At 68.7% G+C, this 25,169-nt stretch carries 30 protein-coding genes; 5 read left to right on the forward strand and 25 right to left on the reverse strand.

What is annotated here, in order from left to right:
• Positions 1 to 4 precede the first annotated feature (4 nt).
• The 4 genes from AC1MGR_RS18325 to AC1MGR_RS18340 all read right to left on the reverse strand — a co-directional run bounded on the left by AC1MGR_RS18325 (position 5) and on the right by AC1MGR_RS18340 (position 4,352).
• Positions 5 to 865, reverse strand: coding sequence for an SDR family oxidoreductase (locus AC1MGR_RS18325; RefSeq protein WP_480232483.1), 861 nt, complete (start codon positions 863 to 865; stop codon positions 5 to 7).
• Between the two features lie 31 nt (positions 866 to 896).
• Positions 897 to 1,715 (reverse strand): SDR family NAD(P)-dependent oxidoreductase, encoded by an 819-nt coding sequence (locus AC1MGR_RS18330; RefSeq protein WP_480234832.1) that lies wholly within the window; start codon positions 1,713 to 1,715, stop codon positions 897 to 899.
• 53 nt (positions 1,716 to 1,768) lie between these two features.
• Positions 1,769 to 2,527, reverse strand: coding sequence for an enoyl-CoA hydratase-related protein (locus AC1MGR_RS18335; RefSeq protein WP_480232484.1), 759 nt, complete (start codon positions 2,525 to 2,527; stop codon positions 1,769 to 1,771).
• 61 nt (positions 2,528 to 2,588) lie between these two features.
• Positions 2,589 to 4,352, reverse strand: coding sequence for an acyl-CoA dehydrogenase family protein (locus AC1MGR_RS18340; RefSeq protein ID WP_480232485.1), 1,764 nt, complete (start codon positions 4,350 to 4,352; stop codon positions 2,589 to 2,591).
• Positions 4,353 to 4,474: 122 nt separating this feature from the next.
• On the opposite strand from AC1MGR_RS18340, the gene AC1MGR_RS18345 reads away from it, so the two are divergent.
• Positions 4,475 to 5,503 carry an L-threonylcarbamoyladenylate synthase gene (locus tag AC1MGR_RS18345; RefSeq protein ID WP_480232486.1) on the forward strand — a complete coding sequence of 343 codons (1,029 nt, stop codon included), beginning with the start codon at positions 4,475 to 4,477 and terminating at the stop codon, positions 5,501 to 5,503.
• A gap of 151 nt (positions 5,504 to 5,654) precedes the next feature.
• Here the strand turns inward: AC1MGR_RS18345 and greA are convergent, their stop codons facing one another.
• The 8 genes from greA to AC1MGR_RS18385 all read right to left on the reverse strand — a co-directional run bounded on the left by greA (position 5,655) and on the right by AC1MGR_RS18385 (position 13,389).
• Positions 5,655 to 6,116 carry a transcription elongation factor GreA gene (gene greA / locus AC1MGR_RS18350; RefSeq protein ID WP_108034409.1) on the reverse strand — a complete coding sequence of 154 codons (462 nt, stop codon included), beginning with the start codon at positions 6,114 to 6,116 and terminating at the stop codon, positions 5,655 to 5,657.
• Between the two features lie 36 nt (positions 6,117 to 6,152).
• Positions 6,153 to 7,145, reverse strand: a complete 993-nt coding sequence (gene acuI, locus AC1MGR_RS18355) for an acrylyl-CoA reductase (NADPH) (RefSeq protein WP_480232487.1) — start codon at positions 7,143 to 7,145, stop codon at positions 6,153 to 6,155.
• A gap of 106 nt (positions 7,146 to 7,251) precedes the next feature.
• Positions 7,252 to 7,839, reverse strand: coding sequence for a hypothetical protein (locus AC1MGR_RS18360; protein WP_480232488.1), 588 nt, complete (start codon positions 7,837 to 7,839; stop codon positions 7,252 to 7,254).
• Positions 7,840 to 8,032: 193 nt separating this feature from the next.
• On the reverse strand, positions 8,033 to 9,040 hold the full coding sequence (locus AC1MGR_RS18365) for a cell wall hydrolase (RefSeq protein ID WP_480234833.1): 1,008 nt from the start codon (positions 9,038 to 9,040) through the stop codon (positions 8,033 to 8,035).
• A 172-nt stretch (positions 9,041 to 9,212) separates the two neighbouring features.
• Positions 9,213 to 9,476: a hypothetical protein gene (locus AC1MGR_RS18370; protein WP_108034405.1), complete on the reverse strand. Its 264-nt coding sequence runs from the start codon at positions 9,474 to 9,476 to the stop codon at positions 9,213 to 9,215.
• 228 nt (positions 9,477 to 9,704) lie between these two features.
• Complete coding sequence (gene ppdK / locus AC1MGR_RS18375) at positions 9,705 to 12,386, reverse strand: pyruvate, phosphate dikinase (protein ID WP_480232489.1); 2,682 nt, start codon at positions 12,384 to 12,386, stop codon at positions 9,705 to 9,707.
• Between the two features lie 147 nt (positions 12,387 to 12,533).
• Positions 12,534 to 12,686, reverse strand: coding sequence for a DUF3096 domain-containing protein (locus AC1MGR_RS18380; RefSeq protein ID WP_082487738.1), 153 nt, complete (start codon positions 12,684 to 12,686; stop codon positions 12,534 to 12,536).
• Positions 12,687 to 12,747: 61 nt separating this feature from the next.
• Entirely contained in the window at positions 12,748 to 13,389 is a 642-nt protein-coding gene (locus AC1MGR_RS18385; protein ID WP_480232490.1) for a L,D-transpeptidase, read from the reverse strand.
• A gap of 245 nt (positions 13,390 to 13,634) precedes the next feature.
• Between AC1MGR_RS18385 and AC1MGR_RS18390 the strand changes: the two genes are divergently transcribed.
• Positions 13,635 to 14,081: a VOC family protein gene (locus AC1MGR_RS18390; protein WP_480232491.1), complete on the forward strand. Its 447-nt coding sequence runs from the start codon at positions 13,635 to 13,637 to the stop codon at positions 14,079 to 14,081.
• 26 nt (positions 14,082 to 14,107) lie between these two features.
• Here AC1MGR_RS18390 and AC1MGR_RS18395 read toward each other — a convergent pair whose 3' ends face one another.
• On the reverse strand, positions 14,108 to 14,551 hold the full coding sequence (locus AC1MGR_RS18395; RefSeq protein ID WP_108034401.1) for a cyclic nucleotide-binding domain-containing protein: 444 nt from the start codon (positions 14,549 to 14,551) through the stop codon (positions 14,108 to 14,110).
• Positions 14,552 to 14,842: 291 nt separating this feature from the next.
• Here AC1MGR_RS18395 and AC1MGR_RS18400 point away from each other — a divergent pair, with 291 nt between their 5' ends.
• Positions 14,843 to 15,037, forward strand: a complete 195-nt coding sequence (locus AC1MGR_RS18400; RefSeq protein WP_055953126.1) for a con-10 family general stress protein — start codon at positions 14,843 to 14,845, stop codon at positions 15,035 to 15,037.
• 87 nt (positions 15,038 to 15,124) lie between these two features.
• On the opposite strand, the gene AC1MGR_RS18405 is transcribed toward AC1MGR_RS18400, so the two are convergent.
• The 3 genes from AC1MGR_RS18405 to AC1MGR_RS18415 all read right to left on the reverse strand — a co-directional run bounded on the left by AC1MGR_RS18405 (position 15,125) and on the right by AC1MGR_RS18415 (position 17,624).
• Positions 15,125 to 15,879, reverse strand: a protein-coding gene (locus AC1MGR_RS18405; protein WP_480232492.1) for an IS5 family transposase whose coding sequence is annotated in 2 segments (ribosomal slippage) — positions 15,125 to 15,549 and positions 15,549 to 15,879 — 756 coding nt in all. Because the reading frame shifts where the segments join, the coding sequence is not laid out codon by codon here.
• A gap of 116 nt (positions 15,880 to 15,995) precedes the next feature.
• Positions 15,996 to 16,307, reverse strand: a complete 312-nt coding sequence (locus tag AC1MGR_RS18410) for a hypothetical protein (RefSeq protein ID WP_480232493.1) — start codon at positions 16,305 to 16,307, stop codon at positions 15,996 to 15,998.
• Positions 16,308 to 16,820: 513 nt separating this feature from the next.
• Positions 16,821 to 17,624 carry a response regulator gene (locus tag AC1MGR_RS18415; RefSeq protein ID WP_055953119.1) on the reverse strand — a complete coding sequence of 268 codons (804 nt, stop codon included), beginning with the start codon at positions 17,622 to 17,624 and terminating at the stop codon, positions 16,821 to 16,823.
• Between the two features lie 180 nt (positions 17,625 to 17,804).
• Between AC1MGR_RS18415 and AC1MGR_RS18420 the strand changes: the two genes are divergently transcribed.
• On the forward strand, positions 17,805 to 18,029 hold the full coding sequence (locus AC1MGR_RS18420; protein ID WP_480232494.1) for a NepR family anti-sigma factor: 225 nt from the start codon (positions 17,805 to 17,807) through the stop codon (positions 18,027 to 18,029).
• A 140-nt stretch (positions 18,030 to 18,169) separates the two neighbouring features.
• On the opposite strand, the gene AC1MGR_RS18425 is transcribed toward AC1MGR_RS18420, so the two are convergent.
• The 9 genes from AC1MGR_RS18425 to AC1MGR_RS18465 form a co-directional block, all read right to left on the reverse strand.
• On the reverse strand, positions 18,170 to 18,346 hold the full coding sequence (locus tag AC1MGR_RS18425; protein ID WP_003599466.1) for a DUF1328 domain-containing protein: 177 nt from the start codon (positions 18,344 to 18,346) through the stop codon (positions 18,170 to 18,172).
• Positions 18,347 to 18,526: 180 nt separating this feature from the next.
• Positions 18,527 to 18,727, reverse strand: coding sequence for a hypothetical protein (locus AC1MGR_RS18430; RefSeq protein WP_108034400.1), 201 nt, complete (start codon positions 18,725 to 18,727; stop codon positions 18,527 to 18,529).
• A gap of 115 nt (positions 18,728 to 18,842) precedes the next feature.
• The gene (locus tag AC1MGR_RS18435; RefSeq protein WP_108034473.1) at positions 18,843 to 20,036 is read right to left on the reverse strand and encodes an alpha/beta hydrolase family protein; all 1,194 of its coding nucleotides are present in this window, start codon (positions 20,034 to 20,036) and stop codon (positions 18,843 to 18,845) included.
• Positions 20,037 to 20,175: 139 nt separating this feature from the next.
• Complete coding sequence (locus AC1MGR_RS18440; RefSeq protein WP_108034399.1) at positions 20,176 to 20,397, reverse strand: hypothetical protein; 222 nt, start codon at positions 20,395 to 20,397, stop codon at positions 20,176 to 20,178.
• 73 nt (positions 20,398 to 20,470) lie between these two features.
• Positions 20,471 to 20,911, reverse strand: a complete 441-nt coding sequence (locus tag AC1MGR_RS18445) for a response regulator (protein WP_108034398.1) — start codon at positions 20,909 to 20,911, stop codon at positions 20,471 to 20,473.
• A 154-nt stretch (positions 20,912 to 21,065) separates the two neighbouring features.
• Positions 21,066 to 21,962 carry a dienelactone hydrolase family protein gene (locus tag AC1MGR_RS18450; protein ID WP_108034397.1) on the reverse strand — a complete coding sequence of 299 codons (897 nt, stop codon included), beginning with the start codon at positions 21,960 to 21,962 and terminating at the stop codon, positions 21,066 to 21,068.
• 98 nt (positions 21,963 to 22,060) lie between these two features.
• Entirely contained in the window at positions 22,061 to 22,591 is a 531-nt protein-coding gene (locus tag AC1MGR_RS18455; protein ID WP_480232495.1) for a hypothetical protein, read from the reverse strand.
• A 138-nt stretch (positions 22,592 to 22,729) separates the two neighbouring features.
• Positions 22,730 to 23,227, reverse strand: coding sequence for a DUF192 domain-containing protein (locus AC1MGR_RS18460; protein WP_480232496.1), 498 nt, complete (start codon positions 23,225 to 23,227; stop codon positions 22,730 to 22,732).
• A gap of 11 nt (positions 23,228 to 23,238) precedes the next feature.
• Positions 23,239 to 23,856, reverse strand: coding sequence for a cold-shock protein (locus tag AC1MGR_RS18465; RefSeq protein ID WP_108034395.1), 618 nt, complete (start codon positions 23,854 to 23,856; stop codon positions 23,239 to 23,241).
• Positions 23,857 to 24,157: 301 nt separating this feature from the next.
• On the opposite strand from AC1MGR_RS18465, the gene AC1MGR_RS18470 reads away from it, so the two are divergent.
• On the forward strand, positions 24,158 to 25,147 hold the full coding sequence (locus AC1MGR_RS18470; protein ID WP_480232497.1) for an acetyltransferase domain-containing protein: 990 nt from the start codon (positions 24,158 to 24,160) through the stop codon (positions 25,145 to 25,147).
• Positions 25,148 to 25,169: the final 22 nt, after the last annotated feature.

Genomic DNA, 25,169 nt, shown 5'->3' on the forward strand with positions numbered 1-25,169 from the left:
TGTCTCAGGCGAAGGCCCCGGGAGGCGGTGTGCTCGCATCCGGCACGAAGAAGTCCGGCGCAAGAGGGATGCCGGGTGTGACGCGGTATTTTGAAAAGTCCGTGACACCCTGTTCCGCCAGGAAGCTGTCGTCGATGAGGAAGCGGCCGGTCACGTCCCGGGCGGGCAGGCAGAACAGCGCGTGGGCGGCGTCGGCCAGGATCTCGGGCGTGCGGCTCGCCTGCATCAGCGCCTCCCCGCCCAGCAGGTTCTTCACCGCCGCCGTGGCGATGGTGGTGCGCGGCCAGAGGGCGTTCACCGCGATGCCCTGGCGCCGCAGCTCGCCGGCAAGCCCGAGGACGCAGAGCGACATGCCGTACTTGGCGATGGAATAGGCCAGGTGCGGCGCGAACCACTTCTGGGACATGTCGAGGGGCGGCGACAGCATGACGATGTGGGGGTTCTCAGCCCTGGCCAGGTGCGGGATCGCGTACTTGCTGACCATGTAGGTGCCGCGCGTATTGATGCCGTGCATCAGGTCGAAGCGCTTCATCTCGGTCTCGGGCGTCCGGGTCAGCGAGATCGCGCTGGCGTTGTTCACCACGATGTCGATGCCGCCGAAGGTCGCGGCTGTCCGGGCGATCGCGGCGGCGACGCTGTCCTCGTCGCGGACATCCACCAGGAGGGGCAGCGCCTGCCCGCCCGCCGCCTCGATGGCGGCGGCGGCGGTGTGGATCGTACCTTCCAGTTTCCGGTGCGGGGTGTCGGTCTTGGCCGCGATGGCGATGTTGGCGCCGTCGCGGGCCGCTCGCAGGGCGATGGCGAGGCCGATCCCGCGGGAGGCTCCGGTGATGAACAGGGTCTTGCCGTTCAGCGATCCGCTCATGTCTCAGGTCTCCTCGGTCAAGTTTCTTCGGTCAGGATTCTTCGGCACCGATCTGGAACCGGGGCGGCTGCGTGCCGTCCGCATCGGTGAAGCCGTATTCGGCGGCGAGATCGCCCGCATGCAGGATCTGGCCGGCCCGGGACGCGACGGTGGGGTCGGCCGCCAGGGCGGCGAGGGCCCGGCCGGCATAGAGCGGGCTCTCCGTCGCCCGGTCGGCGTGGCCGATGTCGACGGCGCGCTCGGTGCGCACGAATCCGGGCGAGAGCCCCAGGGCCGTGACGCCGTGCGGCGCCAGCTCCTGGGCGCAGGCGAAGGCGAGCCGGTTCGTGGCCGCCTTGGTCAGGTCGTAGAAGATATCGCCGAGATAGCCCGGCGCGGTGTCGAACGAGACCAGGGCGATGAGGCCGGATTTCGCCGAGACCATCGCGGGGGCGACGGCGCGGGCGAGCATCAGGGCCGGATAGGGGCCGCTCCCGAAGAAGTCCGAGAACGGCTCGGCCGAGCGGCGCCAGAACGGCGTGCCCCAGGCGGCGCCGTCCGCGTAGCGCTCGCCGTCATAGCCTTCGTTGCCGCCCCAGACGCTGGAAACGGCGAGATCGATGCGTCCGAACCGGCGTAAGGTCCAGTGGACCAACCCGTCCACGGCCCGCTCGCTGGTATGGTCGCAGAGATAGTGGTGGCCCTCGCCCCCGGCCGCATCGACGGCGCGGGCCGCATCCTCGACGACTTCTGGCCGTCCCTCCGTGCGCGGCCCCGTCTCGCTGGAACGGCCCGTGACGATGACGGTGGCGCCCGCCTCTCCCAAGCCCCTGGCGATGCCCCGCCCCACCCCGCGCGAGGCCCCGGCCACGAGGCAGATCCGTCCGCGCAGATCGGGTTTCGCGGCAGGGACAGGGCCGGCGCTCACGCCGGCTTGGCCCGGCCGAGGAAGCGTGCGAAGGCGGCCTGGGCTTCCGGCGCCCGCAGGCGCTCCTCGAAGGCCACGGCTTCCGCTTCGAGGGCGGCTTCCATCGCGGCCTGGTCGCCGCGGATCAGCGCCCGGGTCGCCTGTACGGCGCCCCGCGGGAGCCCGGCGAGGCGCGCGGCCTGGGCCAGGGCATGCTCCAGCAGCAGGCCGGCCGGCATCACCGCATTGACGAGCCCGAGGCCCAGGGCCTCGTCCGCGTCGAAGCCCTGGCTCAAGAGCAGCATCTCGGTGGCCTTCAGGCGTCCGACCCGACGCGGCAGCAGGTAGCTCGACGCCGCCTCCGGAACGAGTCCGAGTTCCACGAAGGGCATGCGGAAGCGGGCGGCCGGGCTGGCATAGACGAGGTCGCAATGCAGGGTCAGGGTCGTGCCGATCCCCACCGCGATCCCGTCCACGGCGGCGATCATCGGCGTGCGCGTGCGGGCGAGTTGGCGGATGAACTGCAGGGCCGGTGCCTCGCGGAACGGCTTGCCCGCGCCCGCGACGAAATCGGCGAGGTCGTTGCCGGCGCTGAAGGCTCCCGGCGCCCCGGCAAACACGACCGCGCCGATCGCGTCCTGTTCGTCGGCCTCTACCAGGGCGGCGCGCATGGCGGCGTACATGGCGCCGGTGAGCGCGTTCTTCTTCTCGGGCCGGTCGATGCGGATGAGGCGGACGCCGGCGGCCGTCTCCGCGATCGCGATGTGCTCGCTCATGATGCCCTGCCCCGGATGATGGTGGATCGTTGCGCGGCGGCCCGTCGACGGGTCGCTTCCGTCAGCTCGCCAGGGCGAGCGCGGCGTCCTCGGTGAAGTGTCCGCCTGCCAGGATGCTCGCCTCCAGCCCCTCTGCCGCGGTGAGCAGGTTGTCGGCGAAGAAGCGTGCCAGGGCGATCCGGCCGGCATGGGCGGGGTCGGTCTCGCCCGCCTTCAGGGCCGCGTTGGCGGCGAGCGCCTGGCGCCCGAGGCAGGCCCCGCCCTGGACGAGGCCGAACAGGCGCAGGTACGGCGTCGCCCCGGCCAGCGCCGCCTCGGGCCGGTTCGAGGCCAGGGCCTTGAGCTGGAAACTCGTCGCCCGGTCGAGGCTGGCGATCCCGGCGCGCAGCCGGGCGCCGATGCTGCCGAAGGCCGGATCGGAGTCCTTGAGGAAGCCCTCGGCGGTCCGGCGCAGGCTGGCGATCTGCGCCCGCACGGTGGCGCCCCCGTTCAGCGGCAGCTTGCGGGCGACGAGGTCGATGGCCTGGATGCCGTTGGTGCCCTCATAGATGCCGAGGATACGGGCGTCGCGCATGTGCTGGGCGGCACCGGTCTCCTCGACGAAGCCCATGCCGCCATGGACCTGGACGCCGAGCGAGGTCACCTCGTTGGCGATGTCGGTGGAGAAGGCCTTGGCCACGGGGGTCAGCAGGGAGGCCCGGTCATGGGCCGCTTGGCCCTCCGGGCCCTCCGCCGCGTCGAGGGCGGCGGCGGTGAGGTAGCAGATGCCGCGGGCGGCCTGGGTGAAGGCCTTCATCGTCAGCAGCATGCGCTGCACGTCGGCGTGGTCCAGGATGGGGCTCGTCTCGGCGGCGCCGGGAGCCTTGCCCTGGCGCCGGTCGCGGGCGTAGCCCAAGGCCTGCTGGTAGGCGCGTTCGGCGATGCCGACGCCCTGCAGGCCGACATTCAGCCGGGCCGAGTTCATCATCGTGAACATGCAGGCGAGGCCGCGATTCTCCTCGCCGATGAGCCAGCCGATGGCGCCCCCGTTGTCGCCGAAGGCCATCGAGCAGGTGGGCGAGCCGTGGATGCCGAGCTTGTGCTCGATGCCGGAGCAGCGCAGGTCGTTAAGGCTGCCGTCCGGCAGCACCTTCGGCACCAGGAACAGCGAGATGCCGCGGGTGCCGGGGGGCGCGTCCTTCAGCCGGGCCAGCACGAGGTGGACGATGTTGTCGGTGAGGTCGTGCTCGCCGTAGGTGATGTAGATCTTGGCGCCGACGATGCCGTAGCGGCCGTCGCCGAGGGGCTCGGCCCGGCTGCGCAGCAGGGCAAGGTCCGAGCCGGCCTGGGGCTCGGTCAGGTTCATGGTCGCGGTCCATTCGCCCGAGACCAGCTTGTCGAGGTACCTGGTCTTGAGGTCGTCCGAGCCGTGCCGGGCCAGGGCCTCGATGCCGCCCGCGGTCAGGAGCGGGCACAGGCCGAAGGCGATGCTCGCCGCGTTCCACATCTCGTTGCATGCGGCATTGAGCACGAGGGGCAGGCCCTGCCCGCCATGGTCGGGGTCGGCGCTGAGGCCGTTCCAGCCGCCGGCGATCCAGGTCCGATAGGCCTCGCGCCAGCCCGGCGGCGTGGTGATGGCACCGTCCTTCAGCGGCGTGCCGTGACGGTCGCCGACTCGGTTGAGGGGGGCGATGACCGATTCGGCGACCTTTCCGGCCTCGGCCAGGATCGCCTGGGCATCGTCCACAGCGAGGTCGCCGTGCAGGCCCGCGGCCAGGGCGCCCTCGAGCCCGGCCACGTGGCGCAGGGCGAACAGCATGTCGGCCACCGGAGCGCGATAGGTCATGATGCTTCCTCCCGCGCCTTGGTTGAATCGACGCGTGTCGCCCCGTGTTTGACGCATGGCCCGGCCGGGCGCTAGGCCCAGGCTTTCCCCGTCGAAGGGGCGCCAGCGAAGATAGTTTAGATATGAACGATCTCGGGTCAATCCCCGACGATGCGGTCCCTGCCGATGCGATCCCCGCTATGGTGACGGATCGGCTGACCGACGATGCCGCGGGGATCGCGACGGCGGCCGCCCTGCTGCGCGCCGGTCGGCTTGTGAGCTTCCCCACCGAGACCGTCTACGGCCTCGGCGCCGATGCCACCGACCCGGCGGCCGTGGCGAGGATCTACGCCGCCAAGGAGCGGCCGCGCTTCAATCCGCTGATCGCGCATCTCGCCGACGCGGAGGCGGCCTTCGCGGAGGGGCTGTTCGACGATGCGGCGCGCCGCCTCGCCGCGGCGTTCTGGCCCGGTCCCCTCACGCTGGTGGTGCCGGCGGCACCGGGTTGTCGCGTCTGCGACCTCGCCCGGGCCGGCTTGCCCAGCGTGGCCCTGCGGGTGCCGGCGCCCGACCGGACCCGGGCCTTGCTGTCGCAGGTCGGCCGGCCCGTCGCGGCGCCCTCTGCCAATCGTTCGGGCCGCGTCAGCCCGACCCGTGCCGATCACGTCCTGGCGGATCTCGATGGCCGGATCGCCGCCGTTCTGGATGGCGGCGAGACGCCGGTCGGCGTCGAATCCACCGTGGTGGCTTGCCTCGGCGGGCCGCCCCGGCTGCTCCGCCCCGGCGGCATCACCCGGGGGGCCCTGGAGGCGCGCCTCGGCTTCGCCCTGGCCGGCCCGGAGCGCGCGGACACGATCCATCCCGTCGGCCCGGGACTGCTCGCCTCCCACTATGCTCCGCGGGCGCAGGTTCGCCTCGACGCGACCGATGCCGCGCCCGACGAGGTGGTGCTGCTGTTCGGCCCGGAGCCCCTGCCGGGCGCGGATGCGGCGCAGGCGCGGTTGAATCTCAGTCCCGCGGGAGATCTCGCGGAAGCGGCGGCCCGCCTGTTCTCGGCCCTGCGCCAGCTCGACGGCATCGGGGCGCCGGTGATCGCGGTGGCACCCATCCCGGAGCGCGGTCTCGGCGAGGCGATCAACGACCGCCTGCGACGAGCCGCGGCGCCGCGCTAATTTTTTTTCGAAACCTTCGGAACCAAGCCGGCGGACGGGTGTTGTCCCCGTACGAAGGCCAGTTCAGCCCCCAATGGCCTTTTCCCTTCCAGGGCTCGGAGCAATCCGAGCCTTTTTTCTTGCCTGGTCGCGCGACCCGGAAGGTGGCCTGTCAGGCGACCCCCAGGATCTCGCTCTCGTGACCGTTCACCTCGACGACGTCGCCGACGACCTTGCCGGTCAGCGCACGCGCCATCGGTGAGACGTAGGAGATCGTGCCCTGGGCCGGGTCGGCCTCGTCTTCACCGACGATCCGGTAGGTCCGACGGCTGTCGTCCTCGGCCAGGATGGTCACCGTCGAGCCGAAGCGGACCACGTCGCCCGGCTCGGCCTCGACCAGTTGCGCGGAGCTGCGACGCGCGGTCCAGTAGGCGAGGTCGCGGTTCACCCGGGCGACGTCGGCCTGAGCCTCGGGCGTCAGGGCCGAGAACTCGGCCTGGAGGCGCGCAACCTCGGCCTCGATCCGGGCCAAGCCTTCGGGGGTAACGAAATTCGGGTGCGGCGAGATCGTGCGTTCGGGGAGATCCTCGAACACTTCCTCACCATCACGCTCACGGACAAATGCTTGACTCATGGGGGTAAAAACGCTCGGCGCCCGCCTGGCGTTCCGTCACGCTTCGGCGACCTCGACCACCGTGCGTCCGCGGACCTGGCCCGCGAGGATCGCCTGCGCCACGCTGTCGACGCCGGATAGCGGCACCGTCCGGGTCATCGCCGCGAGCTTGTCGTGATCGAGTTCCCGGGCGAGCCGGTCCCAGGCCGCCCGGCGCTTGGGTTGCGGCGTGGTCACGCTGTTGATGCCGAGCAGGGAGACCCCGCGCAGGATGAAGGGGGCGACCGAGGTCGGCAGGTCCATGCCCTGCGCCAGCCCGCAGGCCGCGACTGCGCCGTCCGCCTTGGTTCCCGCCAGGACATTGGCGAGGGTGACCGATCCGACCGCGTCGACCGCCGCCGCCCAGCGCTCCTTGGCCAGCGGTTTGCCGGGCTGGCCCAGCTCCGCGCGGTCGAGGATCTCCGAGGCGCCGAGGCCGCGCAGGTACGCGGCTTCCGAATCGCGGCCGGTGGAGGCGATGACGTGCCAGCCGGCCCGGGCCAGCAGGGCGACGGCCACGGACCCGACGCCGCCCGAGGCGCCGGTGACGAGGACCGGTCCCTGGGATGGGGCGACGCCGTGGTGGTCGAGGGCCATCAGGCAGAGCATCGCCGTATAACCGGCGGTGCCGATCGCCATGGCCTGGGCGGGGCTCAGGCCCGGCGGGAGCGGCACCAGCCAGTCGCCCTTCACCCGGGCGCGCTGCGCATACGCTCCCAGATGGGTTTCGCCGACGCCCCAGCCGGTCAGCACCACCGCGTCGCCCGCCTTGTACGCGGGATGGTCCGAGGTCTCGACGATCCCGGCGAAGTCGATGCCGGGGATCATGGGGAAGCGGCGTACCACCGGCGATTTGCCGGTCATGGCCAGACCGTCCTTGTAGTTCACCGTGGAATGGGTAACCCGGACCGTGACGTCGCCTGGCATCAGGTCGGCGTCGTCGAAATCCTTGAAGGCGAGGGATTGCCCCGTCTCGGTCTTCTCGACGACCCAAGCCTTGAACTGACCCATGGCATACCTCCGCTGACCGGTCTCAGGTGTGGCGCGGACACTTCGAATCAAGCGGCCCCGGACGCCGTTCGCGTCCGGGGCCTATACAGGGTCGGCGCTGCGGGTCTCAGTAGCCGTCGTAGATGCTGCCGGAGGAGAAGCCGAGGCCGACTCCGACATCGGCCGAGCTGGCGCCGGTGATGCCGAAGGCATCCGGGATCGAGCCGACGGCGAGGCTGGGGCCGAAGGCGCCCGGATAGCCGCCCTGGCCGTAATTGGCCGGGACCCAGCCCGACCGGGCGGGCTGCACCAGGACCCGGCGCCGGACGCTGGCATATTGCGGCGGGATCGTCTCGGGGATCGTCTGCGCGGGCTGTACGAGGATGCGGCGGCGGCGCACGGCATATTGCGGCGGGACGTCCACCCAGCAGCCGATCAGCTCGCCATAGCCATCGCGTCGGGTCTGCCAGACCCGGCCACCGGGGGCGACGAGGACACGCTCCGAGACGGTCTCGTAGACGGGGGGGATGGTGCGATAGACCGTCTCGGCCGGGCGGACGAGGACCTGCTCGGAGACGGCGCCGTAGACCGGAGGCGTGTTGACGTGGCGGTAGCACTCGGCGCCGCCGCAGCCGCCGGCTTGGGCGGAGGAGAGGGTGATGACGGCGCCGGCGATGGCGGCGAGACTGATACGGGCTGCGACCGGCGTGGTCATGACGGGTTCCTCGGCTCGAGACGCTGTACAGGACGGGATGGCGCGCGAAGCCCGCGCGCATCTCGACGTTCCAGAGGCCGCCAAGTTGCCGCTCGATCAAGCTGTATCGAGACTCAAGGTAAAATTAACCCAAGCTTAGGACTACTTAGAAGTTTCACTGCTTAGGTAAAAACTCGAGGAACTGCTTAGAAAATCAGGTTTGCCCACGCTTGAGCTGGTAGAAGATGTGCCGCCCGATGACATCCATCTTCTTCAGCCGCCGCGACCAGCCCGGTTTCACGTAATCCGCATGATAATGGGTGGCTCCGCCGACTTCGCTGAGGTAGGTGCGCCCCTCGATCACCGCGCTGGCGATCCGGGTGGCGTTCTGCCAGGACGGCCCGTCGGTGATGCGCAGGGACTTGCCTTCGCAGGCGAAGGAGAACTGGCAGCCCATGTAGCGGTGGCGGTTCTGATAGACGACGCCGCAGACGTTGCCGGGATAGAGGCCGCTCTTCACCCGGTTCAGGACGACCTGGGCGACGGCCGCCTGACCCTCCTCGGATTCGCTGCGGGCCTCGAAGTACACGGCTTCGGCGAGGCAGCGCTGCTCGCGGTCCATGGCGTCGGGACCGATCAGGTCGGCGTAGCGATGGCGTGCGACGTCCGGGGGCGCGGTCGCACCCGGCGTGGCACCGTCCGCCTGGGATCCCCGGGGCGACAGGCCCGGAAAGGCCAGGCTCGCCGCGGCGATCTCGATCGGCGTCGCGTCCGCCGGGGCCGGGGTGGTCGAGGAGAGGGCTTCCGCGCGGGGAATGGCCGGAGTCGCTCCGTCCTCCACCACGATCACCGAACCTTCCCCCTCCCCGTTCGGATCGAGGCCAAGATCCGGTGCCGGCACGAAGCCGGCGTCGAGGTCGGGGTTCCAGGTGGCCGAGCCGGATTCCAGCAAGCCGCTCGCCGGATCCGCGAGGCTGGTCCGGACGACCAGGGCGTCCCCCCGGCCCTCGACCAGTGGCAAGCCCTCGGGGGTGCCGCGGGTGTAGACCCGGTGTGGAGCATGCGAGCGCGTCTCCGTTCCGGCGAGGCGTGCGCCCGGCGAGGCCGTCGCCAGAAGACGGCCGTTGCCCGCCGCCCGTCCGGCGGCGCCCGGCGAGAGGTCGGTGCCGGCCGTGGCGGTGAAGGAGACGAGCAGGCCGATTCCGGCCGCCCAGGGTGTCATCGCGGCGCTGAGCCAGCGCAGATGCGACGCGCGCCGTACCTGTTTCCTACCCACGCAACCGACTCGCACCCGAATGCCAAACGCTCAGACCGCTCGGCCCCAAGAGGGCGCGGAAGCGGCCGTTGCGCTCAACTATCGTGCGGTATGGTTGCGGAGCGGTTAAGCGGAGGCGTCAGAGCGCGCCGGGGCGCCCGTGCATCGCGGCCAGGTTGCCCACCAGCGTCGCGAGACCGGAGCGTCCGCTCTCCTGCGCGCCGGCGATCCGTTCGGCATCGGCCCCGCTCTGCGTGGCGACGGCGAAGACGAACAACGCGACCGTGGCGAGGCCGCCGAGGGCTGCCACGACCCACAGATACGCCTGCTGCATCATGCGGGGCAGCGGGACGGCGACGGGATTTTCGTTGAGAAACAGGGGGGGTGGGCTGGTGTCGTTCATGCCGGCGATCCCACGCGTTGGCTGCCTCCCCTGTGAGCAGGGTTGCCTGCGCGCAACGGTTTGGCACTAGCACTGAACGTGCCCGCGCGTAATCGGTTCGCCGCGTTTTCGACAATTTGTTGAACGGTTCGTTCGACCGACGGTCCGGGACGGCGCGCCGCCGTCCCGATCCGTGTTCGTCGGGCCGCGACGACCCCTTCGAGGTCCCCGCGGCACCGCACCCGATGCCTACTTGGCGGTCTTCGCGGTCTTCGCGGCGAGGGCCGCCTGGGCGGCCGCGAGCCGGGCGATCGGCACCCGGTAGGGTGAGCACGACACGTAGTCGAGCCCGACCTCCTGGCAGAACGCGATCGAGGACGGGTCGCCACCATGCTCGCCGCAGATGCCGAGCTTGATGTCGGGCCGAACCGCCCGGCCGCGCTCGACGCCGATGCGCACGAGCTCGCCGACGCCCTCTTGGTCGATGCTGATGAAGGGGTCCGCGGCCAGGATGCCCTTCTGGGTGTAGGCGCCCAGGAAGGTCGCGGCGTCGTCGCGAGAGATGCCCAGGGCGGTCTGCGTCAGGTCGTTGGTCCCGAAGGAGAAGAACTCCGCGGTCTCGGCGATGTCGCCGGCCCGGAGCGCGGCCCGGGGCAGCTCGATCATGGTGCCTACCTGGTAATCAACCGTGCCGCCCGTTTCGGCAGCGACGGCCTTCGCCATGGCATCGATGCGGGCCTTGACGATGTCGAACTCCATCTTGGTGAAGACGAGCGGGACCATCACCTCGGGAGTCACGGGTGCTCCCGTCTCCTTGGCGGCCTGGACGGCGGCCTCGAAGATCGCCCGGGCCTGCATCTCGGCGATCTCCGGGAAGGCGATCGCGAGGCGGCAGCCGCGGAAGCCGAGCATCGGGTTGAACTCGTGCAGCTCCGTCATGCGGCGACGCAGCTTGTCCTCCGACACGCCGGTGCTGGTGGCGACGTCGCGGACTTCCTCGTCGGTGTGCGGCAGGAATTCGTGCAGCGGCGGATCGAGCAAGCGGATCGTGACGGGCAGGCCAGACATGATCGTGAACAGCTCGACGAAGTCCTGGCGCTGGTAGGGCAGGATCTTGGCCAGCGCGGCGCGGCGGCCCTCGACGTCGTCGGCGAGGATCATCTCGCGCACGGCGACGATGCGGTCACCCTCGAAGAACATGTGCTCGGTGCGGCACAGGCCGATGCCCTCGGCGCCGAAGTTGCGGGCGGCGCGCGCGTCGGTCGGGGTGTCGGCGTTGGTGCGGACCTTCATGGTGCGCACCTTGTCGGCCCAGCCCATCAGGGTGGCGAACTCGCCTGACAGGGACGGCTCCAGCATCGCCACCTCGCCGAGGAGCACCTGGCCCGTCGAGCCGTCGATGGTGATCTTGTCGCCGGCCTTCAGGGTGGTTCCGGCGACCGAGAGGGTGCCGGCCTTGTAGTCGACGCGGATCGAGCCGACGCCGGAGACGCAGGGCTTGCCCATGCCGCGGGCGACCACGGCCGCGTGGCTGGTCATGCCGCCGCGGGTGGTGAGGATGCCCTCGGAGGCATGCATGCCGTGGATGTCCTCCGGCGAGGTCTCCACGCGTACCAGGATACACTTGCGCTCGGCCTTGCGGGCCGCCTCGGCATCCTCGGAGTTGAACACGATCTCTCCGGTGGCGGCGCCTGGCGAGGCCGGCAGGCCGGCGGCGATGACCTTGCGCTCGGCCTTCGGGTCGATGGTCGGATGCAGGAGCTGGTCGAGGGCGGCGGGCTCGACGCGGCCGATGGCTTCCTCCTCGGTGATCAGGCCCTCGGCGGCGAGATCGACGGCGATCCGCAGGGCCGCCTTGGCCGTGCGCTTGCCGTTGCGGGTCTGGAGCATCCAGAGCTTCCCGCTCTCGATGGTGAACTCCATGTCCTGCATGTCGCGATAGTGGGTCTCGAGGAGACCGTAGATCCGCACCAGCTCGGCGTAGGAGTCGGGCATCGCCAGCTCCATCGACGGACGGTCGGACTTCGCCTCGATGCGGGCCTTCTCGGTGATGTCCTGCGGGGTGCGGATGCCCGCCACCACGTCCTCGCCCTGGGCGTTGATCAGGAACTCGCCGTAGAGGGCACGCTCACCGGTGGACGGGTTGCGGGTGAAGGCGACGCCGGTGGCCGAGGTGTCGCCCATGTTGCCGAACACCATGGCCTGGACGTTGACGGCCGTGCCCCAGCTCTCCGGGATGCTGTTCAGCTCGCGATACTTCTTGGCGCGCGGGATCATCCAGGAATCGAACACCGCGCCGATGGCGCCCCAGAGCTGATCCTCGGGGGCCTGCGGGAAGTCGGAGCCGTGCTCGGCCTTCACGATGGCCTTGTACTTGCCGACGAGGTGCTTCCAGTCCTCGGCCCCGAGCTCAGTGTCGAGGCTGACGCCCTTGCCTTCCTTGTAGTGCTCCAGCGCCTCCTCGAAGGCGTGGTGCTCCACGCCGAGGACGACGTTCGAGTACATGGTGATGAAGCGGCGGTAGGAATCGTAGGCGAAGCGCGGGTCGCCCGCGCCCTGGGCCAGGGCCTCGACGGTGACGTCGTTGAGGCCGAGGTTCAGCACGGTGTCCATCATGCCCGGCATCGAGGCGCGGGCGCCCGAGCGGACCGAGACGAGGAGCGGGTTCGCCGGGTCGCCGAAGCCGCGTCCGGTGAGCGCGCCGACGGCGTCGAGGGCGGCCTTGACCTGGCCCTTCAACTCTTCCGGATACTGTTGTCCGTGGTCGTAGTAGTAGGTGCAGACTTCGGTCGTGATGGTGAAACCGGGTGGTACCGGCAGACCGAGATTCGACATCTCCGCGAGGTTCGCGCCCTTCCCGCCCAGCAGGTTGCGCATGGACGACTGGCCCTCGGCCTTGCCGTCACCGAAGGAGTAGACCCACTTGCCCATCTGAATCCGTCCGCTTGCAGGAGTGAACACTGCCCCATGCCTAACACGGCGGGTTGGACCATCTTCTGCTGCAACGCAAGATGAACGGCTCGTCCAGGCGGGGACAGCGTGACGCTTCGGCCCTGCTGTAACGGAGCCGTTGCCGGATCAGCCGAGTGCGCGGAAGACGCCGAGGCCGATCAGGCCGACGAGGATCAGGTAGATCGCCACGATGAAGTTCAGTAGCCGCGGGACGATCAGGATCAGCACGCCGGCCGCCAGGGCGATGACGGGCTGAAGGCTGGAAATCGTGATGGTCATGGGGCGCACTCCGGCACGGATTCAGGACGTCTCTGCATCGCGCCGCAGCGCAGGGACGGTGTCAGACCCGGTACTTGCCGTTGCGCTTGACCAGCACCTGCGTGCCGACGGGCACACGCTCGTAGAGGTCGACGATGTCCTCGTTGAGCATGCGCACGCAGCCCGAGGACATCTGCTCGCCGATGCTCCACGGCTCGTTGGTGCCGTGGATGCGGAACAGGATGTCGCGGTTGCCCTGGTAGAGGTACAGAGCGCGGGCGCCGAGGGGATTGTCGACGCCGCCCTTGCGCGTGCGCGGCAGGTCCGGGTTGAGGGAGACCATCGTGGTGGTGGGGCTCCAGTCCGGCCAGACGCCCTTGCGTCCGACCCGGGCCTGGCCCTTCCACGAGAAGCCGAGCTTGCCGACGCCGACGCCGTACTGCACCGCCGTGCCGTCCTCCTGCACCAGGGCGAGCTGCCGGTTGTCGATATCGACGACGATCGTGCCGGGCTTCTCCGGCCCGGTATAGCGCACCACCTGTCGGCGGTACTTCGGATCGAGCCGGGACTTGTCGACCAGGGGGACGTCGTAGGGCTTGTCCGGCATCGTGCCGGTGTACCAGGCCGCCTCGTCGTCCTGCGCCAGATTCACGGCGCCGCGGGACTGGCACGCCGCGAGGGGCGCGATCAGGATCAGGCCGAGGATGAGGCGGCGGGACGGCATGGACATCTCCACGTTGCGATGCGTCCGAGGACGGCTCTGTCCCCTGACTACCGCTCCCGGGCCGCCGACGTTGTGTCATTCCCGCCGCAGGTAGGATATTGCGTGCCTGGCCGACCGCGCGGCGAGTGGGGCCGTGCCGGGAGCCGGTGGCCGGCCGGGCCGCTCTGCGCCTCGCGCATTGCATCCCGGGAACGGGACTTCCATGATGGGTCGAGGCCGCCCAAGGCCCCGGGGCACGGATGACGATGGTCGAGACGCAGGTGCTTTCCGAGATCGATGCCGGCGCCCCTCTGGCCGACCTCGCCCCTGCCGTTCATCTCGACCACTGTGTCATCCATGTCACGGATTGGGAGCGCTCGAACGCATTCTACCGCGACGTGATGGGGGCCGAGATCATCCCGCGCGGCGCGGCCTTCGCCTATCGCTTCGGGGGCGTCCAGCTGAACGTGCACGGTCCCGGCGTGAACGCGACCCCGCTGGCCAGAATTCCCGTACAGCCGGGCAACAGTGACCTGTGCTTCCGCTGGTCGGGGACGATCGAGCAGGCCGCAAATCACCTCGCCTCGCTGGGCGTGGAGGTCGAGCTCGGTCCCGTGGATCGCAACGGGGCGGCGGGCGCCGGAGTCAGTCTCTACTTCAGAGACCCCGACGGCTCCCTGATGGAATTCATCACCTATCCGGCGTCTTCGTAGACACGGGCACGCCCAGGCCCGCGGCGTCAACCGCGGCTCTGGGCAAGCTGCTGGTTGGTCTGTTCAAGGCGCAGCGCCAGTTCACGCATCACCGCGATCGCGATGGGCGGGAACTGCGCCAGCAGTTCCAGGAAGACCGTCCGGTCGATGCGCAGGGCCGTGGCCGGATCGACGGCGGCGACGGTCGCCGAGCGCGGCTGGTCCGCGAGGATTCCCATCTCGCCGACGAGGGCGTTCGCGCCGAGCAGAGCGAGGCGAAAAGGACCCTGCGGTCCGTCGATGGAGACCTCCGCCGACCCTTCCAGGAGGAGATAGGCCGCATCGGCCGCGTCGCCCCGGGCGAAGAGCTGCTGGCCGGCCTCGAAATGCACGCGCTCGCTGGTGAAGGCGAGAAGCTTCAGGCGCGACGGCTCGACGCCGCGGAACAGGGGCACCTGGCGAAGGGACGAAACCTCGGTCTCGAGGGTCATTGAGCGTGCTCCCGTGACGCGACGTCCCTTCGGGTACGGCACGATCCTGGAGCATCCAATGCGGGTCGGCACCGCTTTGTCCAGACCCCGCCCGTCCATAGGCCGCGGCGCCCCCAGCGAAGCGATTCGCCGCGCGTCCCGGCTCCCCAGAACAGCCACCAGATCTAACGGTTAAGCTTAAATTAATCGCCAATCGTCGGGGCCTGGACTGCTCGCTCAGCGATCAGATGAGGAACCATCGATATTGGCAAAGGTTGTCTTGGCAGTGAACGCAAAGCTGAGGAGGCGCTGATGGCATCAGGAAATTCCACCTCGAAGCGAGGTTTCGCATCGATGGACCTCGAACGGCAGCGGGAGATCGCGAGCAAGGGTGGCCGCAGCGTGCCAGCCGAGAAGCGCTCGTTCTCGCAGGATCGCGAGTTGGCCTCGAATGCGGGCCGCAAGGGCGGACAGTCGAGCGGCTCGGGCCGTCCCGGCGACGAGTGACTGTCGTTCGGCGCGTAGCCCTCATGGGCTGCGCGCCTTCCTTTTTTGCTTCGAACTAACGAAAACGCCCCGTCCTAGCGTCCGGACTCATAACCAGTAGCTGACGGTCGCGGCGAGACAGACGGCGGCGAGGAAGTTGATCGCCGAGCGGTCGTAGCGCGTGGCGATCTGGCGGAAGTCTTTCAGGCGACCGAACATCCGCTCGATGCTGTTGCGGCCCCGATAGAGCACAGGCGAGAAGCACGGCTTCCAGCGCCGGTTGACCTTGGGCGGGATGTTGGGCGCGGCTCCGGCCGCCTCGATTTGTCGGCGGATGGCATCGCTGTCGTAGCCCTTGTCAGCCAGCACGACGCGGCAGGCGGGCAGGCGTTCGAGCAGCAGCGCACCGGCCTTGCAGTCGGCGACCTGCCCGCCAGTCAGCAGGAAGGCGAGCGGGCGGCAGGCGCGGTCGGTGAGAGCATGGATCTTGGTCGTGCGCCCGCCCCGCGAGCGGCCGATGGCCTGGTTTTGCTCCCCCCTTTACCCCCGGCGGCGCAGCGGTGGGCTTTCACGGCGGTGGAGTCGATCAGCACCTGGGAGGGCGGCCCGCCGGCCTGGGACAGCGTCTCGAATAACCCGACCCAGACCCCCTTGGCCGCCCAGCGCACGAAGCGGTTGTAGAGCGTCTTCTTCGGCCCGTAGACGTCCCGCGGCGCGTCCGTCCAACGGCCGCCGGACTTGAGCACGTGGACGATACCACTGATCACCCGCCGGTCGTCCACGCGCTCCTTGCCCCGCGTGTCGGTGGGCAGGTGCGGTGCGATCCGCGCAAACGGCTCGTCCGTCAGCCAGAACTGATCCATCGGCCCCTCCCATGGGAGCCGTGAATCACACCTACGCCGTCCGCGCCACCGTTATGGGTCCGGACGCTAATGGAGCGGGGCGTTTTCGTTATCGTCCTCGATCCGCCGCGGGCGGCTCAGGTCATGCAGCGGCCCGGCACCATGCGCCGAGCTTCCGGGCCGGCAAGGGAACTGATGGCACGCTCGCAACCTTCCTGCAGCGGCTTGCGCATCCGCGGCATGTCCTTGTCGCTGGCCGTCCGACCCAAGGCCGGAGTGACCGGCTCCGAACGCGGTGCGGCGCTCGGAACGGACGCGAGATGGACGTGGCCGACTGTGGCCGGAAGTACACGAACGTCAGGGATGTCCTGCTGAGCGAGTGAGATTGCGGGCTTTGCCACCGGCGCCCACTGATCAGCAGCTTGGCGGATGGTCGGATGAATCAGCAACGTCAATATCGCGGCGGGTCCAGTCACGCTGAGAAGGAAGCCAGACCGAGACATCGTCGTAATCTCCGCGCAGAGCTTGACAGGTTGTCAGTTCAACGCAGACCGAAAACAACGGTTCCTTAACCCTTTTGATCTGGATATCCAGTCCTTAAGGCAATGCATCGCATTCTCTTGATCGGTCGGGTTGGGCCGCCGTTCACTCGGGTCCCGTGGCAAATCTGCATCGGACAAGAGAAAAATCACTCCTCGGATCGTACCATCGGAACCGACCGGAATGCCCGTCGTTGTTCCTGCACCCGGCCGCCTGGTCCTCCCCCGCATTCCCCTTGTGCATTGGCCGGAACCTTTCGACGGGTCGGAGTTTCTCCGACCCGTTTTTTTTGTGCGCGCACCGTAAGCTGAGGGGCTTCAAATCCATCGGCATGAAAAAAATCCCCGGCCGTTGGACCGGGGTTCGTTTCGACATTTGGAAGTCGATCGTGGTGCGCGGCGGGCGCCCCTGCAGAGAGACGATCAGGCGGACTTCGCCTCGCGTCGACGGGCACTCTGCTGAAAGAACAGGGCCTGACTAATCACCGCCGAGACGTTGGCGGGCTGGAACGGCTTGGCGATGAGGAAGGCCGGCTCAGGGCGCTCGCCGGTGAGGAAGCGCTCAGGGTAGGCCGTGATGAAGATCACCGGAACTTCGAAGGTCTTCAGGAGGTCGTTCACGGCGTCGAGGCCGGAGCTGCCGTCGGCGAGCTGGATGTCGGCCAGGATCAGGCCCGGGCGGGTGCCACCGGAGGCGATCTTGATCGCTTCGGTGCGAGTGCGTGCGACACCGATCACGTTGTGGCCGAGGCCTTCCACGAGGGCTTCGAGATCCATCGCGATCAGCGGCTCGTCCTCGATGATGAGGATCTCGGTCGCCATGTCGGCCGCGAGCTCGCGCCCGGCTTCGTCCACCAGGTCACGGACCTGGCTGACATCGACGTCGAGGATGATCGCGGCGTCCTCCTCCGAGAAGCCCTCGAGGCAGGAAAGCAGGAAGGCCTGGCGCGGCAGCGGCGTGATCTGGCCGAGGCGGACCTCCGCCGGCAGATCATGCTGGACCTGCTCGCTCTGTCCATTCACCGACAGTGAATTCCAGATCCGGGTGAAGACGCGAAACAGGTCAGCCTTCACGTTGGAGCTGCGGCCGAGCGTCTCCGGCTCGTTCACGAGGGTTTCCAGGGTGGCCGCCACGTAGGCGTCGCCAGCAACCTGGCTGCCGGTCAGCGCCCGCGCGTAACGGCGCAGGTACGGCAGATGCTGAACGACGAGTTGAGCTGTCGACATTATATCCCCTTGGCTTTGCCGTTCTATCGGGCGCCTCCGCCACAACGCGGAATGCAGGGCTCCGTTCCGCTGGGCGGGAACCGATTGTTCACACCAGCGTTGCAGGTGCAGCCATGGCCTATGTGAAGCCGCAAAACAATCGCGGCGATGTCGCTTGTCGACATCCAAGGGGACCGACGTATGGACGAAAACGGACCGGGTGCCGGCCCCTCACCCGAGGGCGCCGACCCGAAGACAGGCGACGCTGTGTCCGGACAGGGCCTGAGTGACCATACCCAGAAGCGGATCGGACTTCACCTCCGGGCAATGTACGACACCATCGTACAGCAGCCGGTGCCGGATCGATTCCGAGACCTTATCGCTCAGCTCGACGCCTCGACCGGGAAGTCCGATCCACAGGATTGACGTGAGCGGCCTCGCCTCGGCGGTCCATCTTGCAAGGATATCCGGCCGGCAACATCCCGCGTGTCAATAGAAAAGGGCCGCTCATCGCGAGCGGCCCTTTTCGTAGGCTCAGTTGCCTGGCGCCTTGGCGCCGAGGGGCCTTAGAGCGTCGGCGAACGGCCGCGCATCAGGCCGATCACGGCCGAGATGGCGAACAGGACGATGGCGACGAAGAACACGAGCTTCGCGGCTTCCATTGCCGTGCCGGCAATGCCACCAAAACCAAGCAGCGCCGCGACGAGGGCGACGACCAGGAACGTAACGGCCCATCCGAGCATGTGACTCAACCCTTCATCAAGTACGGTGCAGCATCGGCTGCGACCTCATGACAGCATAACGCCAAGTTAGCGGGACGGTTCCTGGGCTCGTCACAGCTTCGCCACGTTTTCCCCCGGCGACGGTCAGGGCTTTTCATTCGGCTCTTCGGTGACGCAGGGTCACGGAGACTCGGGCCGGCGTCACAGAGCATTACGGCGGATGGCGCGGCGCCAGACGAGACACGCAACGGCGAGGGCGAGCCCGTATTGGGCAAAGCCGTTCTCGGCGAGATCGCCGAACGACCCGCTGAGCTGCAGCAGAAGTCGCGTCAGGCCGTTCAGTACGATGACGGCGGCGCAGAACAACGCTGATGCGGCAAGGAACGCGATGAAGTCGGGCATGGCGGCGATCCGGTTGACCCGGATGGCATCACGCAAAGCTTGCGCCAGCCCATCGACCAGGGATCACCGCCGATTGTCTTGCCTTGAACTTGGAAAGCCGGAGGATGAGCGGGCGTCAGGGACGGCGCGACGCGGCCGGCTTGGGGCGGGGGGCAGCCGCCGGGGTCGGCGCGGCGACGGCGGGTTGGGCCGCGGGCGGGCGCGGCGTTTCCACCACGAGGCGCTTGACCGGCCAGCCGTCGGCCCAACGCTCCATGTCGCTGAAGCGCGGATTGGCTTTCAGGCCCGCGGCGTCCGTTCCGCCGAAAGCCGCCGCGGCCGCGAGGTCGAAGGTCTTCCAATAGGCGAGATAGTCGAGGCTGTCGGCGCGAGAATTGTTGATCTGCGAGACCAGGGTGGTCTGCTCGCCCGTCAGGGCCATGTCGGGCGACCACTTGAAGGGCGGGGCCGGCTGCTTCGGGTCTCGCGGCGGCTCCGGCGGCAGCTTGATCGCCGATCCGTCATAGGCGGCGTCCACACCGGCCGGCGACGTCAGCGTCGCGGCCAGGGCGGGAAACCCATGGTCGTCCGAGAGGGCGCGCACGAACAGCTTGCGCTCGCTCGGCACGGCGCTGGCTTCCCGCAGAAGGCGTCGCCCGGCGAGGTCGGCAGCCCGCGCGTCGCGGTCCCCGATTACGGTGATGACCAGGGTCTCGGGGGCGATGCGGCCGAGATCGTGCAGGACGATCCCGCGGGCGCGGGCGTCGCTGGCGATGCCGCCCGGCATGATCCCGAAGACGAGGCGAGGGATCGGCAGACCCTGCTCGGCCGCGTCGGCGGCGATGTTGGCAGCGATCGGGGCGCCGGCGAGGTGACCGATCACGGCGACTCGCTTCAGGTCCGGCTTGGCATCGGCATCGCTTGCGAGATCGGACAGCGTCGACTTGAGGATACGCTCCGCGATCGCGCTCGCCTCCGAGGGGCGGGTCCGGTTGAGGTCCTGGAAGCGCGGGAAGATGACGAGCGAGCCGTTGCGGGCGAGATGGTCGATCCAGCTCCCGTAGGCCTGCGGATTGGGCGCCCCCCAGGCGTGGAGGAAGACCACCACGGGGCGGCCTTCGGCCGGTGCGGCGCCCGCTTTGTAGAAGACGAAGCTGCCTGAGCCGGCCTTGCCGAGCCCACGCTTCACGATGGTCGCGGCGCGATCGCCGATTCCGCCAGGCCCTTCCGCGGGCTGGTTCGGCGGGGCGGCGGCAATGGCCGGCGCAGCCGCCGCCATCAGCGCGGCGAGGCCCAGAGCGGCGACGCCGAGGCTCAGTGTGAAACGCATGGACAGTCCGATGACGCAGCCCGTGAGCTTCGAAGGCCAGTCCTCGCGAAGCACGGATCAATTCTGCGCCGAACCATACGGCAATCCGGCGCGGCTGAGTGCGGTATTCCCGCCGCACTGGGCGAGCGGAATGTGTGCCTCAGTGCTTCGACTGGCCGCGCCGCTCGTCGATCATTGCGGCGAGCCGCATCAGATCGTTGGGCTGAACTGCCTCGGTGACGGCTTGGTAGACGTCGCGAAGGTTGCTTCCGAGTGTCGCCAGCAGGCGATCCTCGGGCAAGCCGGTCAGGGACGACCACGCTTCGTCCGGACGCTGGGCGCGGACCGATGGGGCAAAGTTCATCGTCGTCTTCCGGGCCATCGCGCGGCCTCTCGATTGCGTGAACCCCGTCAACGGACTCGCGACCCGATGTTTCCGCTGATCTATGATAATTTTAATTGCCGCGCAGGGGCGAGCCGATGACGTCCGGTCCGGAGGGCGTGCCGTCGGCCCGTCCGGCAGCTTCCTCGACCCAGGCCAGGATATCGGCGGCGCGCCAGGGCTTCGGAATGAAGGTCGCCGACACCCGCAGATCGCTCGGCTGGTCGCCGGCGTCGCCGGAGGTGAGCAGGACTCGCACGCGCGGCCAGGTGACGCCGATGATGCGGGCCAGCTCGAAGCCGCCGATCGGCCCCGGCGTGCGCACATCGGAGAACACGACGCTGACTTCGTCGCCCCGGTCGTTGAGGATCGCCAGGGCGCGTTCGGCGGTCTCCGCCTCGATCACCCGGAAGCCGGTCTCTTCGAGGAGTTCGGCCGCGAGGAACCGCTCATCTGGCTCGTCCTCGACGACGAGGATCACGGGACGTGCGTCAGATGGAGTCACAGCACTCATGGGTCCGGTACGCTCTTCGGGCCAGAACGGCGGGCCAAGTGCAATCTTGCGCCACGGAGGCGCGAAGCTGTCAATGTGGCGGAACCGACCAATAGCCCCGGATGAGCTCCGGACAGGCGCGTTGTGCTTTCAGCGCCACGCTTTCGCGAGATTTTTAGCCAACACCGTGAGATTTCAGAAAGGCTAGGGCCCGCGCCCAACCATCCTTCGCGTCGGCTTCACGGTAGCTTGGCCGGTAGTCCGCGTGAAATCCGTGCGGAGCCTCCGGATACACGACGAGCTCCACCGATTTACCGGCGGCCTTGGCCTTGTCGCGCGCCGCTTCCACGTCCGGGACGGGGATGCCGGTATCGGCGCCGCCATAGAGACACAGGAGCGGGGCGTTGAGGTCGGCCGCCAGATCCGTGGCCGTGCGCGGCTGAATGTCGGTCCGCTCCCCGCCGACGGGCCCATACCACGCGACACCCGCCTTCAGGTCCTTCCGGTGCGCGGCATAGAGCCAGACGCCGCGCCCGCCACGGCACCAGCCCATCGTTCCGATGCGCGACGGATCTCCGTGCGAGGCCGAGACCGCCCAACCCGCGGCGGCATCCAGATCCGCAATCCACTGGGCATCCGGAGTCTTCGAGATGATGTCGCGGATGATCACCTTCGCGTCCGTCATCGTCGAGAGATCGCCCTGGCGAGCATAGAGCTCGGGTGCCACCGCACAGTATCCGGTCTTGGCGAGCCGGCGGCAGATATCCTTGATGTAGTCGTGCACCCCGAAGATTTCCTCGATGACGAGGATGATCGGAAACGGTCCTGCCCCTTTCGGCATGGCCCGATATCCGGGCATCGGGCCGTCGGCAGCGGGAATCTTCACCTCGCCGGCCTCGATGCCGTCGGAATCGGTTCGGATCACCTGAGCCTCGACGGAACTCGTCGCCAGCGTCAGCCCCGTCATGAGGCTCGTCATGACGAAGCCCCGCCGGGAAAAGGGCGGCGTCAGGAGGCCGTCGAGGCCTTCGAGCGGTGTGGTATCAGCGCGGTGATCCGACGTGTTCGACATGACGTTCCCGGGGGCGATCTGTCAGGAGCGATCTCGCGGGACGAAGACGTCCTGGATCGCAGCCGGGAAGTTAGGGCTCGGTTCCGCGCCGAACAGTCTCAGAGGGCAACGCGCTGGCGTACCGCTTCGCCCGTCCGTGCCTCGACGGGCAAGCCCAGGCGCCGCTTTGTCGGCCGGGCTTCGGCGGCCGGATTGCGCTTCCGGGCGGCACCGGAACTCACTGGCTTCGGACGAACGAGATCGCCCAGGGCCACGAAGCCCGCGTCGCCCCGTCGCGTCCCGGCACCGGCGACCAGCCCGAAGGCGACCGCGAAGGACTGGGAGAGGCCGGAATCCAGCTCGACCCCGAAGGCCGCTACGGCAGCAAGAAACGCGTCCCGGAAGCTGCGCGGCGTGCACCAGCTCTTCTCGGCCAGATGCATCGGCCATTCCCAGAGATCACCCCGCCGTTGGGCGATCGTGTCCCGTGCGATGAAGTAGCCGGTCTCACGATGCTCTAGGCCGTCCGCAGCGACACGCCAGTCGGCATTCTCGAACAGGATGGCGGGTGCACAGCACCCAGCGCGGGCGGACACCTCGTCCTGATGCAGATCGTCTAGAGGCAAGTCGTCCGGATGCAGGTCGAACATGATGTCCCCTCGTCGCCAGCTTCGGTACCGCCGAATGGCCGTCCCGAAATGGATCAGAACATTGAGGGAACAGTGGGGACAAATCGCGTGAGCGTCAAGCCTTTGTTCTCGGTGTGTTCGAGAACGCTGGAAGAGCGGTCAGCGCGGCTTGCTCTCGAACAGGGCATGCTCCACGCGGTCGCCCGTGTGGATCCGGAGGCGCGCGGCGGTGCCGGCGTTCAGTTCCAGCACGGAGAGGACCGGTTCGTTCGAGGGGATCACCTTGGTGGACAACGGTTCCGTATCGGCAGCGATCTTGGCAATCGTGCCGTTGGCCCGGATGAACAGCATGTCGAGCGGCAGGTAGGTGTTCTTCATCCACATGGCCACCGGCGCGGAGGCCTGGAAGTCGAACAGCATGCCGTGGTCGGGCGCCATGGCGCGCCGGTACATCAGGCCGCGCGAGCGCTCCGCATCGGTGCGCATCACCTCGACGGCGAAGACGTGGCGTCCCTCCCGGCCAACGATGCTGAGCTCCTCGGTCGGCCCGGAGGCCGCATCCTGCGCCGTTGCCTGGCCGAGGATCAGCCCGAACAGGGCGAGGGCGAGGAGCGCGCGAAACCCATCGCGCCAATCGATCAAACGTCGCGTGACCACCGGACCATCCGTCAGTGTGAGGCGGGCAGCGCACCGTCGAGCAGCCGGACTTCGGCGGCCATCTTGCCCTTGGAACCATCGCCGTAGCGGACGAGAACCGTCTCGCCCGGCTTGAGCTCAGCGATTCCGTAGCGGCGGAGCGTCTCCATGTGAACGAAGATGTCCGGCGTCCCGTCGCCGCGGCTGAGGAATCCGAAGCCGCGCAGGCGGTTGAACCACTTCACCACGGCGGTTTCGAGGCCGCTGGTCGGCGTGACGGTGACGTGGGTGCGCGGCAGGGGCAGTTCGGACGGATGCAGGGCGGTCGACTGATCGAGGGAGATGACGCGGAAGGCCTGCCAGCCCCGGGGCCGTTCCGTGGCCTCCACCACCACGCGGGCTCCTTCGCTGGCGCTCTGATGCCCGTCCCGGCGCAGGCAGGTGATGTGAAGGAGCACGTCGGCCGAGCCATCGTCCGGCACGATAAAGCCGAAGCCTTTCGCCACGTCGAACCATTTGATCCGACCCGACACCTCCGTGAGGTCGAGGGGGCGCTGCGCCTCGGCGCCCTGGCCCTCGACGGCGCGGGTGTCGTCCTGCTCTCCCGACGAACGCTGCCCGAAGGGGCCTGAACCGAAATCGTCAGACATGTAAGCAACCCACACCGAATCACGTCTCGCGACCCGCACCAGAGATTAACAAAGTCATGACTCGGCGGAAGCCCGTTTGGCGATCCGTGCCGGACTTCGATGCCGCATTGTTCGGCAGGGCGGTGCGGCGGCAACAGCCTGCCTCCCGCGATCGTGCCGCAAGCTCCGGTCAAGCTTTAGTATTTTTGGGCTCAAATTGACGGCGGTCAAAATTTGTTAGCCAACGGTGCGGAAAGCCGCGAATTCTACGCGCGGAGCACGGACGTCGCGACGTCGCCGGATCGATGCTAGGGCCTGCGCGATGATCCGCCCGTTCCCCGCCCCCGCCGAGTCCCGCTTCCGGTACGCCGCCCTCGATGTCGCCCGCGGGCTCGCTCTCGTGGCGATGGCGCTCTACCACGCCACCTGGGATCTCGGCGCCCTGCGGCTCACGCCCGAGAACTACGCGCTGACGCCTTCGGGCCGCCTCGCCGCGCACGGAATCGCTGGATGCTTCCTGATCCTCGTCGGGATCGGACTCGTGCTGATGAACGGTGAGCGCTTCGCGGCGGGGCCGTTCGCCCTTCGGCTGGCCCGGATCGCCGGGGCGGCGTTGCTGGTGACCGCTGCAACGGTCGTCACCGATCCGTCGAGCTACATCTTCTTCGGCATCCTGCACTGCATCGCCGTCTCGAGCGTGCTGGCCCTGCCCTTCGTACGGGTCCTGCCGCGCTGGGCCTCCGGCCTCGCCGCGGTATTCGTCCTGGCCGGGCCGTACCTGGTCTCGGGCGGGCTCCTCGATGCGCCGACGCTGTCCTTCCTGGGGCTCGGCCGCGCCGTTCCCCAGACCAACGACTACGTGCCGCTGTTTCCCTGGTTCGGGATGGTTCTCGCCGGGGTTGCGATGGCGCTGTATGGCCTCGCCGCCTTTCGCCGTTCGCGGCTCGCGAACTGGACCGCCACCGGCCGCTTCGCGCGCGGGCTGGCCTGGGCCGGCCGTCACAGCCTGGCGATCTACCTGATCCACCAGCCGATCCTGATCGGACTGTTCACGGGCCTCGTCAGCCTGACGGGCCCGCATCCGGAGGCGGGGGTGGCCGAGTTCCGGGCGCTCTACGTGCGCAACTGTGTCGCGACGGGGGGCGAGACCGCGGCCTGTACCCGGGCGGCGGCCTGCGTCTCGGATGCGTTCCGCCGGGAAAACCTCTGGGCGGATCGCCCGCGAAGCTTCACCGCCGAGGAGCGCCTGCGGGCCCAGGGCCTGTCCCAGGGCTGCTACGCGGCGGCGGAGGGAACGGCGCCGGCTCCGTGAGGCCGGACGCGCGATCCCGGGG

It is taken from the genome of Methylobacterium sp. BI1 (genome assembly GCF_056680125.1).